This window comes from Mycobacterium gordonae, assembly GCF_017086405.1.
Taxonomy (GTDB): Bacteria; Actinomycetota; Actinomycetes; order Mycobacteriales; family Mycobacteriaceae; genus Mycobacterium; species Mycobacterium gordonae_D.
Genome location: NZ_CP070973.1, coordinates 1,026,643 through 1,040,804, shown reverse-complemented (window position 1 = coordinate 1,040,804; position 14,162 = coordinate 1,026,643). Strand labels below are relative to the sequence as shown.

Sequence of the window (14,162 nt, the reverse complement as noted above, 5' to 3'; positions counted from 1 at the left end):
CGACCATGAACGACGATTCCCGCCTGCCGAATGAACGCATAGCCAGCGGATGCTGAGGCTCGTACCGACATGGTTGAATTGTGCGCCTTAAGCGACAGATCGACGCCGAATTCGTTTTTTTCAATCAAAAACATCATTGAGAAACTTCCACCCATCGAAGAACTTTGGACGGCACTTCCCGCCATAGCAGCAGTAGAACAGATGACCCGGCGAGAAAAGGCGCTGGGCGCGGGCACACTTTCCTGCAGTGCGTTTCAATTACTGCACGAGATAGTAGCCGAGCTCGGTATACAGACGAAGATCATCCGCCATCCGCCGTCCATCGCGGCACGCACCAAGCAAGAACTGATTGCCGGTAATCTTGACGGCACGCCAGTACTGGTGCATAAGACATTGACGGTACGGCTCGGCGGACTGCATTTCCTATTCACGGGCGCAGGCGACTTCACCATCCACCGGCACCTGTTGCAGCGCGTGGCGAAGGAACTGAGCCTGGCCAGCAGGATAGTGCGGACATGCCGCATCAATCCCACGAACTATCCTTCGGAATCCGAACTGGGACTGCTGGCGGGTATAGTTTCGCCTTTCATCTCGCCCATGGCGCCGCGCCACCGGTTACAGGGCGTGGTGCTGCGCGCCGCAGCAGACAATGACACCGCGGAGCACGTGCTGGTCGCGATATCCCTCTCGCCATTCGAAAGTCTGGTCGTCCAAATGGTCGATTTCGAAAGGCTCCTACCGCAATATGCAACACGGGCATATCCCGATGTCCGGTTAATAAAAGTCAGCGCCTGCTGACTGCCCTCAGCGGGGAGCGGTTACTCAGTACGGTATAACCCCGACGAGGCAGGGACCCATTCTCTCGCAGTAGTAATAACCGTGCAGCGTCGCCGCAGCGACGACGGAGGCGAACGGCGCCGACATCACAGCGATCGACAGGGCGGCCATCATGGGTTTGGACTCCACCATCGCCGATATCAGGCCGGCGACGGCACACGCCACGACATACACGAACGTCGCGAACACCGGCGGCGTCTTGTCGATGGTGTGGTACCACCAATAGAACAGGCTCAGTCCGAACACCGCGGCGAAGAACCACACGCCGAACAGCACCAGCACGAACTTCCACCATTTCAGGTAGAGGTAACGGCCCGGAACGGCCACTGGCCCGGGCGCTTCGACCGCCGCGTCGGGCGCGGCTGCGACCACGGGTGTCACCGGCGCGGGCCGCTCCTGCGCCGGCGCCGGCGCCGGCTCCGATTTCGGCTCGGTGAGGCCGGCCAGCGGCAGAGATGGTTGGGAGTCGGTATCGAAATCGGGCACGAACGGCACGGATGGTTCACCGGCGTCGTAGGTGGGCGCGACGGGCAGCTCCCCGGAGTCGAAATCCGGCACGAAAGGTTCGGTGCCCGGACTCGACTCGCGGTCCTGCGCCGACTTGTTGTCAGCCATGGGAGACCACCTGCAAGGCGGCCAGCATGCCCAGCCAGCCCGGTCCCACCGCCACAATCGCCGCGCCGACCATGGTCACCCATCGGCGTCCGGAGAACAGGATCAGCGACAGGCCGACCACGGCGGGTACGCCGACCACCAGCGCGATGGTGATGTCGGGACGAATCCGGGCGTGTATCAGCAGGCTGGACACCACCGCCAGCACCTGCCCGAGCGCACTACCCACGAGCATGCCGCTGGCCAGCAGCCACGCGCGCGGAAGGGGGATCACGGAACACGACCTTACTGAACTACCGAGGCGGTGCTGGGCACGTCCCCGGCGAGTTCTCGGTCACAAGATGGCCTCGTATCGACGGCCGCTCGCCACGTTCGTACGCGGCGCCGGTGATCACGGGTTGAGCTTGCAGCAGTTCACTTTCGGCCTCGGTGAAGACCCGACCCCGGCTGAGGAATCGCATCCCCTCCGGCGCTTCCAGGCTGAAGCCGCCGCCGCGGCCGGGCACCACATCGATAACCAGCTGGGTGTGCTTCCACGTCTCGTACTGGGGACCGGATATCCATACCGGCACACCTTCTTCACCGACGTCGAGCACCCCCAGCAGCACGTCGCGGTCCCCCACCAGAAAGTCGCCTCGCGGATAACACATCGGCGACGAACCGTCGCAGCAACCGCCTGACTGGTGGAACATCACCGGACCGTGCCGGTCCTGCAACCGCACCAGCAATTCGGCGGCGGAGGCGGTGATGAGCGCCCCCGGGATCATCAGAAGAAGCCCTGGGCCTTCTCGGAGTAGGACACCAGCAGATTCTTGGTCTGCTGGTAGTGCTCGAGCGCCATCTGGTGACCCTCGCGACCGAAGCCGGACTGCTTGTAACCGCCGAAAGCCGAGTGCGGCGGGTACACGTGGTAGCAGTTCACCCACACCCGCCCGGCCTTGATGTCGCGCCCGGCCCGGTAGGCGGTGTTACCGTTGCGGCTCCACACCCCTGCCCCCAGTCCGTACAGGGTGTCGTTGGCGATACCGATCGCGTCGTCGTAGCTGTCGAACGGCGTCACCGCCACGACCGGCCCGAAGATCTCCTCCTGGAAGATCCGCATCTTGTTGTTGCCGGAGAAGATCGTCGGTTGCATGTAGAAACCACCGGACAGGTCGCCGCCCAGTTCGGCGCGCTCGCCGCCGGTAATGATCTTGGCGCCCTCCCCTTTGCCGATCTCGATGTAGGACAGGATCTTTTCCAGCTGGTCGTTGGAAGCCTGCGATCCCAGCATGGTCTCCGAGTCCAGCGGGTCGCCCTGTCGGACGGCCTTGGTCCGGATCGCCGCCAGCTCCAGGAACTCGTCGTGAATGTCGGACTGGATCAGGCTGCGCGACGGGCAGGTGCAGACTTCGCCCTGGTTCAGGGCGAACATGGTGAACCCTTCCAGTGCTTTGTCCTGGAAATCGTCACCGGCGGCCATCACGTCGGAGAAGAAGATGTTAGGGCTCTTGCCGCCGAGTTCGAGGGTGACCGGGATCAGGTTTTGCGAGGCGTACTGCATTATCAGTCGCCCGGTGGTGGTCTCGCCGGTGAACGCGACCTTGGCGATCCGGTTGCTGGAGGCCAACGGCTTGCCGGCCTCGGCGCCGAAACCGTTGACGACATTGAGCACCCCGGCCGGCAGCAGGTCACCGATGAGCGACATCAGATACAGGATCGAGGCCGGGGTCTGCTCGGCCGGCTTGAGCACGATCGCGTTGCCGGCCGCCAGCGCCGGGGCCAGCTTCCAGGCGCCCATGAGAATCGGGAAGTTCCACGGGATGATCTGCCCGACGACGCCGAGCGGCTCGTGGAAGTGGTAGGCCACGGTGTCGTCGTCGATCTGGGAAAGCGCACCTTCCTGCGCGCGGATCGCGGCCGCGAAGTACCGGAAATGATCAGCGGCCAGCGGAATGTCGGCAGCCAGCGCCTCGCGGATCGGCTTGCCGTTGTCCCACACCTCGGCCACCGCGAGTGCGGTGGTGTTCTCGTCGATGCGGTCGGCGATCTTGTTCAGGATCGCGGCCCGTTCGGCCGGGGACGTCTTGCCCCACGCCGGCGCCGCGGCATGCGCGGCATCCAACGCCTTCTCGATGTCGGTTTCGTCGGACCGCGGAATTTCGCAAAATGCCTGGCCGGTCACCGGTGAGGGGTTCTCGAAGTAGCGGCCCGCGACTGGCGCGACCCATTCGCCGCCGATGAAGTTCCCGTACCGCGACTCATACGACATCAGCGCCCCGGAGGTCCCTGGACGTGCAAAGACAGGCATCTGCTCGGCTCCTCGCTAGTTCATGTAATACAGCTCACACTACCGCTGGGGCCAGAATGGCTTCCATGTCATCTGAGACCGCCGAAGACCGCTACCTCTGGCTTGAAGACGTCACCGGCGACGCGGCACTGGACTGGGTGCGCTCCCGTAACGAGCCGACCAAAGCGGAGTTCTGTGACGCGGAATTCGAGAAGATGCGCACCGAGGCGCTCGAGGTGCTCGACACCGACGCCCGGATCCCCTACGTGCGTCGGCGCGGCGACTACCTGTACGACTTCTGGCGTGACGCCACCAACCCCCGTGGGCTCTGGCGGCGCACCACGCTGGAGAGCTACCGCACCGACGCACCCGAGTGGGATGTGCTCATCGACGTGGACGCGCTAGGCCGCGCGGACGGCAAGAACTGGGTGTGGGCCGGCGCCGACGTGATCGAACCCGAGCTCACCCGCGCTCTGATCAGCCTTTCCGCGGGCGGCTCAGACGCCGTCGTCGTACGTGAATTCGACATGCTGACACGCCAATTCGTCGCCGACGGCTTCGAGTTGCCAGAAGCCAAGTCACAGATCGGCTGGGACGATCCCGACACCGTCCTGGTGGGCACCGACTTCGGGCCGGACTCGATGACCGAATCCGGCTATCCGCGCATCCTGAAGCGCTGGCGGCGTGGCACACCCTTGACCGAGGCCGAGACCCTCTTCGAAGGTGAGCGCAGCGACGTCAGCGCGGGCGGCTCCAAGGACCGCACGCCCGGCTTTGAACGCACCTTCGTCGGCCGCTCCCTGGACTTCTGGAACAGGCAACGCTACGAGCTGCGGGGAACCGAGTTGATCCCCATCGACGTGCCCACCGACGCGAGCAGCATGTCGGTGCACCGCGACTGGCTGCTGATCGACCTGCGCACCGACTGGACCGTCAATGAGACGACCTATCGCGCCGGCTCCCTGCTGGCCGCAAATTACGACGAATTCCTAGCGGGCGCAAAGGAACTCACGGTGGTGTTCGAGCCCGACGAACACACCTGCCTCTACCACTACGCCTGGACGAAGGACCGGCTGCTGATCGTCTCGCTGGCCGACGTCGCCAGCCGGGTGGAGATCGTGACGCCGGGCAGCTGGGACCGCGAGCCGCTGCAGGGCCTACCCGAGTCGACCAACACCGTGATCACCGCCGCCGACGACACCGGCGACGAGTTCTTTCTGGACTCCAGCGGCTTCACCGCACCGTCTCGGCTGTTGCGGGGCACCGGCTCCGGCAGGCTGGAACCGATCAAGTCCGCGCCGTCCTTTTTCGACGCTGAAGACATCTCGGTGGAACAACATTTCGTCACATCGCCCGATGGCACGTCGGTGCCGTACTTCGTGGTGCGTCCCGCCGACGCTGACGGGGCGGCCCCCACCCTGCTCTACGGCTACGGCGGGTTCGAAACGTCCAATACGCCGGGCTACAGCGGGGTGCTGGGGCGGCTGTGGCTGGCGCGCGGCGGGACGTACGTGCTGGCCAACATCCGCGGCGGCGGAGAATACGGGCCGGGCTGGCACACCCAGGCGATGCGCGAGGGCCGCCACAAGGTGGCCGAAGACTTCGTGGCCGTCGCCGATGATCTAGTTGGACGCGGCATCACCACGGTCGACCAACTAGGCGCTCAGGGTGGCAGCAACGGTGGCCTGCTGATGGGAATCATGTTGACCAAGTACCCGGAGAAGTTCGGGGCGCTGGTCTGCAGCGTGCCCCTGCTGGACATGAAGCGCTACCACCTGCTGCTGGCCGGCGCCTCGTGGGTCGCCGAGTACGGCGACCCGGACAACCCGGACGACTGGGCGTTCATCTCCGAATATTCGCCCTATCAGAACATTTCGACGGACCGGAAGTACCCGCCGATTCTGATGACCACGTCAACCCGCGACGATCGGGTGCATCCCGGGCATGCCCGCAAGATGACCGCCGCGCTGGAGACCGCCGGCCACCGGGTCTGGTACTACGAGAACATCGAGGGCGGGCACGGCGGCGCCGCCGACAACGAGCAGCTCGCGTTCAAGGCGGCGCTGAGCTACGCGTTTCTGTGGCGGATGCTCCGAACCGACACGTAGCTGTGACGGTTGCAACGTCTAGGCGCAAGCGGCTTCGGGCACCCTTGAAGTCATGTCCGCGCAACTGCCGGGAATCTTCGGATCGCTTGCCCCCACCCTCGATCGGTACGGGTACGCGGCGATCGTGACCCTGGTGGGCCTAGAAGGGGTGGGAATTCCCCTACCTGGCCAGCTGATCCTGATCGCGGGCGGAATCTACGCGGCCAGCGGGCACCTGACGCTGGTCCCGGTGCTGGTCGTCGGGCTGTTGGCGGCGGTGGTCGGCGACAATGCCGGTTACGCCATCGGCCGCTACGGCGGCCGCGGGCTGGTCCTGCGGTTCGGCCCCTACGTGTTCCTCAACCGGGAGCGGCTGGCCAGAACCGAACGCTTCTTCGCCAGACGCGGCCACATCGTGGTTTCCCTTGGGCGCTTCGTCGACGGGCTGCGGCAGGCCAGCGGTATCGCTGCGGGGCTGGCCCGGATGAGGTGGCGCCGCTACCTGGCCTACAACGCGCTGGGGTCCGCGGTCTGGGTCACTGTCTGGGTTCTCGCCGGGTATCTGGCAGGCAATCACATCGAGACGCTCTATGCCGGCGTGCAACGGTACGGAACCTATGTCGTGGCGACGTGTGCGGCGATTACCGTCGCGGTGCTGGCCGGGTTGGCGATCAGACGGCGGGCTGTCGACGCTTGACACGGTAGTTCGCCGCGACTTCGCTTCCGCTTATGCCTTCTGCCAAGCCCGAATTCGAAACACTGCTGTACTCCACCAGAGGTCCGGTGGCCACGATCACGCTGAACCGCCCGGAGCAACTCAATACCATCGTCCCGCCCATGCCCGACGAGATCGAGGCGGCGATCGGGCTGGCGGAACGGGATCACGACGTCAAAGTCATCGTGCTGCGCGGCGCCGGACGGGCGTTCTCGGGCGGTTTCGATTTCGGCGGGGGCTTCCAGCACTGGGGCGAGGCCATGATGACCGAGGGCCAGTGGGATCCGGGCAAGGATTTCGCGATGGTCAGTGCGCGCGAGACCGCGCCGACGCAGAAGTTCATGGCCATCTGGCGGGCATCGAAACCGGTGATCGCGCAGGTGCACGGCTGGTGTGTCGGCGGCGCCAGCGACTACGCGCTGTGCGCAGACATCGTGATCGCCAGCGAGGACGCCGTGATCGGCACCCCGTACAGCAGGATGTGGGGCGCGTATCTGACCGGCATGTGGCTGTATCGGCTCAGCCTGGCCAAGGTGAAATGGCATTCCCTGACCGGCCGTCCGCTGACCGGCGCGCAGGCCGCCGACATCGAACTGATCAACGAAGCGGTCCCCTTCGAGCGGCTGGAGGCCCGGGTCGCCGAGATCGCGGCCGAGCTGGCGCAGATCCCGCTGTCGCAGTTGCGGGCGCAGAAGCTGATCGTCAACCAGGCCTACGAGAACATGGGCCTGGCGTCCACTCAGCTGCTGGGCGGCATTCTGGACGGCCTGATGCGCAACACCCCCGACGCACTCGACTTCATCCGCACCGCCCAGGACCAGGGCGTGCGGGCCGCGGTGGCGCGCCGGGACGGCCCGTTCGGCGACTACAGTCAGGCGCCGCCGGAGCTGCGGCCGAACCCGTCACATGTGATAGTTCCTGATGAAGATGGGTAGTAAGATTGCCTACGAAATCGACGTCGGAATCTTTGCAACCTTGGAAGTGTTACGGTCAACATGATGTCTCGGCTGACTAGCGGCCTGCGTGCAGGCGCTGTTTTCACTGCTCTCGCGATCACCGCTGCGGTCTTTCCCGGCACGGCAGTGCCGCTGGCGAAGGCCGATTCCACTGAGGACTTTCCGATTCCGCGCAGGATGATCGCGACGACGTGCGACGCCGAACAGTATCTGGCGGCGGTGCGGGATACCAGTCCGGTGTACTACGAGCGGTACATGATCGATTTCAACAACCACGCGAACCTCCAGGAAGCGACGATCAACAAGGCGCACTGGTTCTTCTCGCTGTCACCCGCGGGGCGCCGGGACTATTCCGAGAACTTCTACAACGGCGACCCACTGACCTTCGCCTGGGTCAATCACATGAAGATCTTCTTCAACAACAAGGGCGTCGTCGCTAAGGGCACTGACGCGTGCAACGGCTACCCAGCCGGCGACATGTCGGTGTGGAACTGGGCATAGGGCATGTGCGTGGCAGTCAGCCGCCACAGCCGGTGGGCAGACTGTCGAGGAAGGTGTGCGTGATGGCCGTACCGAGGTTCGTCGGCGTGGCGATAATGGCGGCGGTCGCTTCGATCGCACTCCTGATGGGGAGTAGCCCGGCGCGCGCCGACAGCGACTTGGGTAAGCAATGCGCGCCGGAAGGCGCGAAGGTGTGGGGTAAGCCGGGTCCGATCTACTGCGAGCGCCAGGCGGACGGGCAATTGCAGTGGGTTTCCATTCCGGTCTCGGCCCTGTGCGTGGCCTTCTGCGTGAACCAGCCCTAACGAAACCGCGAGCCGGCTGAGGCCGCCCGCCCGTTTCCCGGCCAGGCTCCGGCTAGCAGACTTCTCGAATTTTGTCCTCCGTTTGGAGGACCGAAATTTCATCCCATCGGAGACCGTTTGGGGGACAGATCCGACCGCTGACCAGGGGAATCATGGCGGGTGGCACTAAAAGTACGATTTTGACGGGGTGCCGCAACCACTCGACGGCAGAGAAATACATCGACTGGGCCCTTGCCGCGGCAGGGCAAACGAACCCATAATGGACCTCCGGCCAGCCGAACATCCACTCGATCTGCATGCGGTGGATGCGACTGCGTTCCGGAAGCTGGAGGACATCGCATGAGCCAAACAACTGGCAACGGCATCCCTGGCACGCTCGCGGCCCTGGACTGGCAGACCATCACGTGTCAGTTCGAGGCGGGCTGCACCAACCGGGCGACACACATCGTCCACCGCCACGCGGTGGATGAATGCAATCACCCCCACGTCGACCCGTTCGGCAACATCGTCGAGATCGTCTGCATCGCCTGCCTGTGGCGCGCCGAGGCCGAGATACTGGTCCAGGTGGGTCAGCTCAGGCGCTCATCGGGCGCCTACTGCCTGACGTGCGGCGCCCCGGTGTCCGAGTTGAGCGACATCATGCGCGACGTCGTCGCGCTCTGACCCACTCAGTAGTGCGGCTGCGCTCCCGGTAACCGATCCGCGTCCGCCACGTCGGGGTCATCGGCGCGCTTCTCGCCCAACAGCGCACGCACCGCCGGCCGCGGCCCGAACGGACGCAGCATGGTGCTGGCCGGCCGTGGGCGCACGTGCTGCGGCCACCAGAACCAGCGCCCGAGCAAGGTGGCCAGCGACGGTGTCATGAACGACCTCACGATCAGGGTGTCGAACAGCAGACCCAGCGCGATCGTCGTACCTACCTGGGCCATAACGCGCAGTGGGCTGAACGCGAACGTGGCCATGGTGGCTGCGAACACCAGACCGGCGGCGGTCACCACCGAGCCCGAACCGGCCATCGCGCGGATCGTCCCAGTCTTGAGACCGGCGTGGATTTCCTCCTTGAACCGCGAAATCAGCAACAGGTTGTAATCCGAGCCGACCGCCAGCAGCAGGATGATCGCCATCGCCAGCACCATCCAGTGCAACTTGATGCCGAGGATGTACTGCCATAAGAGCACGGAGAGTCCGAACGATGCGCCCAGCGACAGCAACACCGTGCCGACGATCACGAACGCCGCCACCACGCTTCGGGTGATCACCAGCATGATGACGAAAATGAGTGTGGCAGCAGATATTCCGGCGATCAGCAGATCGATGTTGGAGCCGTCGTGCATGTCCTTGTACGTCGCGGCGGTACCACTGAGGTAGACCTTGGCGCCCTCCCAGGGCGTGCCCTTGATCGCCTCGTGCACGGCCCGCTGGATCGGTTCGATGAGGTTGATGCCTTCAGGACTCGCGGGGTCGCCTTCATGCGAGATGATCAATCGGACAGCGTGCCCGTCCGGCGATATGAACTGTTTGAGACCCCGCGCGAAATCCGGGCTCTGGAACGCTTCCGGCGGAAGGTAGAACGTGTCGTCGTTTTTCGCTCTGTCGAACGCATCCCCTTCGGCGGTGGCGTTGTCGGCCTGTGCCCGTGCCTGGTCGTTGAGACCCATGGTGGTCGCATAGTTCGACATGATGGTGTCGAGATTGCGCTGCTGGCTCTCGATCTGCGGTGGTATCAATGCCACGAGCTTGGGCTGAATCGCGTCCAGCCTGTCCAGGTTCTGGCTGAGGGCCAAGATGTTCTGCGCCACTTGGTCGATTCCATCGAGCGCATTGAAGATGGACCGCAGCGCCCAGCAGACCGGGATGTCGTAACAGTGCTTCTCCCAATAGAAGTAGCTGCGAATCGGCCGGAAGAAGTCGTCGAAGGTGGCGATGTCGTCGCGCAAGGCCTCCGTGATCGTCACGGTTTCTTTGGTGAGTCTGGCGGTTTCGTGAGTCGTATTGCTCAGGTCCTGGGTGACCTGCATCTGCTCACGCAGCGTGGCCATCGTCTTGCGCAACTCGTCCGCTTGGTTCAGCAGATTCTTGGCCTGCTCATCTTGAAAGTGCTGAGTCTGAATCCGTCCTGCGGCTTGGGCGCTCATCTGAAACCCCAGGGTGCTGTGGTCGAGCGGCGTACCCAACGGCCGGGTGATGGTCTGCACCCGACCGATACCTGGGACGTGAAAGACCGCCTTGGCGACCTTGTCCAGGACCAGGAAGTCGGCCGAGTTACGCAGGTCGTGATCGGTCTCGATCATCAACAGCTCAGGATTGAGCCGAGCCTGGTTGAAGTGCCGGTCGGCGGCCGCGTAGCCGATATTGGCGGGGGTGTCCGCGGGTAGGAAGTGACGGGTGTCGTAGTCCGTCTTGTAGCCGGGCAGGGCGATCAGACCGACCAGGGCGATCGCGATCGTGACCGCGAAAACCGGGGCGGGCCAACGCACGATCGCCGTACCGATCCGGCGCCAGCCGCGAGTCTGCAGCTTTCGCTTCGGATCGAGAAGGTTGAAGAAGGACGCCACGGTCAGCACCGCGGGGCCCAGCGTCAACGCCGCGAGCACCGCGACCAGCATGCCGACGGCGCACGGTGCGCCCAATGACTGGAAATACGGCAATCGGCAGAAGCTCAGGCAGTACATCGCGCCGGCGATAGTCAGGCCCGATCCGAGCACGACATGCGCGGTGCTGTGGAACATGGTGTAGAACGCTTCTTCGCGAGTCTCCCCCAGCCCGCGGGCCTCGTGGTAGCGGCCGACCACGAAAATCGCGTAGTCCGTTCCGGCGGCGATGGCCAGCAACACCAGCAGATTGTTGGCGAAGGTGGAGAGTCCGATGATCTCGTAGTTGGCAAGCAAAGCCACGACGCCTCGAGCTGCCAGCAATTCGACGAAGACCATGAACAACACGGCCAGCACGGTGACGAGCGAACGATAGACGAAGAGCAGCATGACAAAAATCACCAGGATCGTAATCAGGGTGACTATTGCGACGCCCTTCTCGCCCGCGTGGGACTGGTCGGCGAACAGCGGACCCGCGCCCGTGACGTAGGCCTTGATGCCCGGCGGGGCGGGCACCGAGTTGACGATCTTGCGGACGGCGTCGGCTGACTCGGCGGACAAGCCGCCGCCCATGTTGCCGGCCAGATAGACCTGGACATAGGCGGCCTTCTGGTCGTGGCTCTGGGAACCCGCGGCGGTCAACGGATCGCTCCAGAAATCTTGCACGTGTTGGACGTGTTTCTTGTCTTCCTCGACTCGCTTGACGATCTGGTCGTAGTAGCGGTGCGCCTCCGCCCCCAGCGGCTTGTCGCCCTCCAGCACGATCATCGCCGAGCTGTCGGAATCGAACTCCTTGAACTTCTTTCCGACCTGCATCATCGACTGGAACGACACCGCGTCGGTGGGACTCTGCGACACCGAATGGTTCTTGGCGACGGTCTCGAGTTGCGGCGCAACGGTATTGGTCACCAGGACTACACCCAGCCACACCAGCACAATGGGCAGTGCCAGCCGATGGATCATGCGCGGCAGGAACGGCGGGATCAGCGGCTGCGAGATCGCCGGGGGGGCAGATTTAGGCTCGGTGGTCTCACTCATGCGGACTTGTCCAGGCAGTAGACGAAGGCGTTCACCGATTCGTTGGGGCGCGACTGATTCGGGGCCTTCACGATGTCACCGCGCCCGTCGTTGTTATTGACGAGGAACCGGCAGGCGATCCAGCTGCCATTCCCTTGCGCCATCAGGTTGGCCGGGATACCGGGCTTCGTTGACTTCAATTCCGTCTTCCACGGTAGGGGCACATTCAATGCCTGCTGAGGATGGGAGTTCTCATCGAGATAACTGATCGTCGCCGTGCTGCCTGGCGAACCCCAGACCTCGAGTGTGATGGTCTTGGGGTTGAACTGGTCGATGACGTCTCCGGACGAGCCGCCACCAAACGAATCGCTGCGAACTCCGAAAACGTCGTGCAACCGGTGAACCGCGAATCCCGCCACCCCGACGACGGCGAGCACGGTGAGGATGAGCCAGAACCGGCTGGCCAGGCCCATCAGACGTCTGCGCTTGGCCGGCTGGCGAGTCGATTTATCACCTTCGCCGCCAGCAGATTCCGGGGTCGTCAACGCATCCGTCTTTGGCTCAGTCGTCGTCATGGGCGCTTCCTAACCATTGACGAGAGCCGCCAACCAATTAGCTTGTCTGTCAACTTAGTCTCTCTAACCTAATGCGCAAACGTAGAGAAGTCTCGGCGTGGTGCGCGAAGGCCCTGCGCATCAGGACCTTCGCCAACGTGAAATACGGTGTCATCGCGCCCACCAGGTGCTGGGACCGTCGGCGCTCTCGCATGGGCTCAGTCGGCGCGCAAATCCGGTTTTCCCCGCACCGTGGCCCGGCATCCGGGTCGGGTCTGTCACCGGGTTCAGCGGGTTCATCGGGACCCCGGAAGCGAGCCGATGCAGGTTGCGGTGAGCACCCGGGCTAGCGCGGACCCGAAGTCCATGTTCCATTCGGCCGGTAACACCTCGGGCTCCTCTTCGTAGACGTCCGAGATCTTCGCCGGCGGGTTTGCGATCTGCCAGAACGCCGCGGCCAGCGAGTAGGCCGCGATGAGGATGTCAAACGCGCCCGACCGCCCGAGCGCCGGCAGCGCCTGCTCGATGGCGTCGGCAAGTGCGATCGCGGCGGCGGAAATGGTCCGCCGAATCTCGATGACCCGTTCGATCTCGACTTCGTGCTCGAGATGCAGGTGCAGGTTGGCCAGCAGGTCGCAGAACAGCGGGTCCGCGGCGAGGCCGCTGGCCAACGTTTCTGCCACCCGCTCCGCCGTCATCGGTCCGGGCGCAGCCAGGTCTTCGCACACCGTGGCCGACCACCGCACCCAGCCTTCGGCGGCCAGATGCAGCAGCACTTCCTTGTGAGAGCTGAAGTATCGGCGCACGGCCGAGTAGTGGATTCCCGCGCGGCCGGCGACCGCGGTCAACGTCACCGATGCGACACCGGTTTCCGATGCGATCGAGCGCGCGGCTTCCACGAGCGCCGCGGCTCGCTGGCGCTTGTTCTCCTCGGTTCGAGCGCGCCGGAAAGTGAGTTGCGCCACCGTCAGAGGATAACGCACACAATGTGATTTGTGGGCGAAATTCGCGTGTTTACGCACGCGGCATGCCTTAGAATCGGCGTACTCATGTAAGGAGCCCGCCCCGGTTCCGGACGCCTCCGTGTTTTACTTAGGCCAGGCTAATTGTGTTCGCGATGTGCAGCCACATCTGGGCGCAGTGCGGTCGGTCGAATGAAGACGCAAGCGTCTCCTAGGGCGGGTATCGTCCGACCTGAGCGATGCCCAACGGTGAAAGGGACCTGAGATTTTCAAGCTGCTGTCGCGGGTTTGGATCCCAGTCGTCATCATAGCGGTGTTGGTCACCGGCGCTTTCATCGTGAAGCGGGTGCACGGCTACTTCGGTTCGGAGAAGCGGGCGTCGTACGCGGACAGCAACTTGAAGAACCCGGAGCCGTTCAACCCCAAACGAATCACCTACGAGGTTTTCGGTCCGGCGGGCACGGTTGCCGACATCAGTTATTTCGACGTCAACGCCGACCCGCAACGCGTGGACAACGCGCGGCTGCCCTGGTCGCTGCACATCAGCACGAATAAGGCCGCGATGGTCGGCAACCTGATGGCCCAGGGCGACAGCGACAGCATCGGGTGCCGCATCCTGATCGACGACGTGGTCAAATCCGAGCGAGTCTCCCACGAGGTCAATGCCTTTACCTTCTGCCTGGTCAAGTCCGCGTGAATACCACCTACGCCGACGGCCGTCCCGGCACCCCTGCCGTCGAACCTCGTCCCCACCGC

Annotated in this window: 15 protein-coding genes; 8 read left to right on the top strand and 7 right to left on the bottom strand. The window is 64.0% G+C overall.

The genetic code is table 11. From position 1 onward, the window contains the following. The first annotated feature begins 69 nt into the window (after positions 1 to 69). The gene (locus JX552_RS04440; RefSeq protein ID WP_205876271.1) at positions 70 to 798 is read left to right on the top strand and encodes a hypothetical protein; all 729 of its coding nucleotides are present in this window, start codon (positions 70 to 72) and stop codon (positions 796 to 798) included. A gap of 24 nt (positions 799 to 822) precedes the next feature. Here the strand turns inward: JX552_RS04440 and JX552_RS04435 are convergent, their stop codons facing one another. From JX552_RS04435 to exaC, 4 genes are read right to left on the bottom strand one after another with little or no spacing between them, the layout of a single operon-like run. Continuing rightward, entirely contained in the window at positions 823 to 1,452 is a 630-nt protein-coding gene (locus JX552_RS04435) for a hypothetical protein (RefSeq protein WP_205876270.1), read from the bottom strand. Next, complete coding sequence (locus JX552_RS04430) at positions 1,445 to 1,723, bottom strand: putative holin (protein ID WP_205876269.1); 279 nt, start codon at positions 1,721 to 1,723, stop codon at positions 1,445 to 1,447. Before JX552_RS04430 ends, JX552_RS04435 begins: the two co-directional genes overlap by 8 nt. Positions 1,724 to 1,742: 19 nt before the next feature. After that, entirely contained in the window at positions 1,743 to 2,216 is a 474-nt protein-coding gene (locus tag JX552_RS04425) for a DUF779 domain-containing protein (RefSeq protein ID WP_205876268.1), read from the bottom strand. After that, a complete protein-coding gene (gene exaC, locus JX552_RS04420; RefSeq protein WP_205876267.1) occupies positions 2,216 to 3,739 on the bottom strand; it encodes an acetaldehyde dehydrogenase ExaC in 1,524 nt (507 codons plus the stop codon). The genes JX552_RS04425 and exaC overlap by 1 nt, the downstream gene beginning before the upstream one ends. Positions 3,740 to 3,795: 56 nt before the next feature. On the opposite strand from exaC, the gene JX552_RS04415 reads away from it, so the two are divergent. The 6 genes from JX552_RS04415 to JX552_RS04390 all read left to right on the top strand — a co-directional run bounded on the left by JX552_RS04415 (position 3,796) and on the right by JX552_RS04390 (position 8,945). Next, entirely contained in the window at positions 3,796 to 5,826 is a 2,031-nt protein-coding gene (locus JX552_RS04415) for a prolyl oligopeptidase family serine peptidase (protein WP_205876266.1), read from the top strand. Positions 5,827 to 5,878: 52 nt separating this feature from the next. Continuing rightward, entirely contained in the window at positions 5,879 to 6,502 is a 624-nt protein-coding gene (locus tag JX552_RS04410; RefSeq protein WP_205876265.1) for a DedA family protein, read from the top strand. Positions 6,503 to 6,534: 32 nt separating this feature from the next. After that, complete coding sequence (locus JX552_RS04405; protein WP_205876264.1) at positions 6,535 to 7,455, top strand: crotonase/enoyl-CoA hydratase family protein; 921 nt, start codon at positions 6,535 to 6,537, stop codon at positions 7,453 to 7,455. 63 nt (positions 7,456 to 7,518) lie between these two features. Beyond that, positions 7,519 to 7,977, top strand: coding sequence for a DUF5078 domain-containing protein (locus JX552_RS04400; RefSeq protein ID WP_205876263.1), 459 nt, complete (start codon positions 7,519 to 7,521; stop codon positions 7,975 to 7,977). A gap of 62 nt (positions 7,978 to 8,039) precedes the next feature. After that, the gene (locus tag JX552_RS04395; protein WP_205876262.1) at positions 8,040 to 8,282 is read left to right on the top strand and encodes a hypothetical protein; all 243 of its coding nucleotides are present in this window, start codon (positions 8,040 to 8,042) and stop codon (positions 8,280 to 8,282) included. A gap of 339 nt (positions 8,283 to 8,621) precedes the next feature. Beyond that, entirely contained in the window at positions 8,622 to 8,945 is a 324-nt protein-coding gene (locus JX552_RS04390; protein ID WP_065132712.1) for a hypothetical protein, read from the top strand. Positions 8,946 to 8,950: 5 nt separating this feature from the next. Here JX552_RS04390 and JX552_RS04385 read toward each other — a convergent pair whose 3' ends face one another. From JX552_RS04385 to JX552_RS04375, 3 genes are all read right to left on the bottom strand, one after another. Next, a complete protein-coding gene (locus tag JX552_RS04385; RefSeq protein WP_205876261.1) occupies positions 8,951 to 11,911 on the bottom strand; it encodes an MMPL/RND family transporter in 2,961 nt (986 codons plus the stop codon). Next, a complete protein-coding gene (locus JX552_RS04380) occupies positions 11,908 to 12,465 on the bottom strand; it encodes an MmpS family transport accessory protein (protein WP_205876260.1) in 558 nt (185 codons plus the stop codon). The genes JX552_RS04385 and JX552_RS04380 overlap by 4 nt, the downstream gene beginning before the upstream one ends. Before the next feature lie 275 nt (positions 12,466 to 12,740). Then, a complete protein-coding gene (locus JX552_RS04375) occupies positions 12,741 to 13,427 on the bottom strand; it encodes a TetR/AcrR family transcriptional regulator (protein ID WP_205876259.1) in 687 nt (228 codons plus the stop codon). A gap of 253 nt (positions 13,428 to 13,680) precedes the next feature. Here JX552_RS04375 and JX552_RS04370 point away from each other — a divergent pair, with 253 nt between their 5' ends. Further along, complete coding sequence (locus tag JX552_RS04370) at positions 13,681 to 14,103, top strand: MmpS family transport accessory protein (RefSeq protein WP_205878225.1); 423 nt, start codon at positions 13,681 to 13,683, stop codon at positions 14,101 to 14,103. Positions 14,104 to 14,162 lie beyond the last annotated feature (59 nt).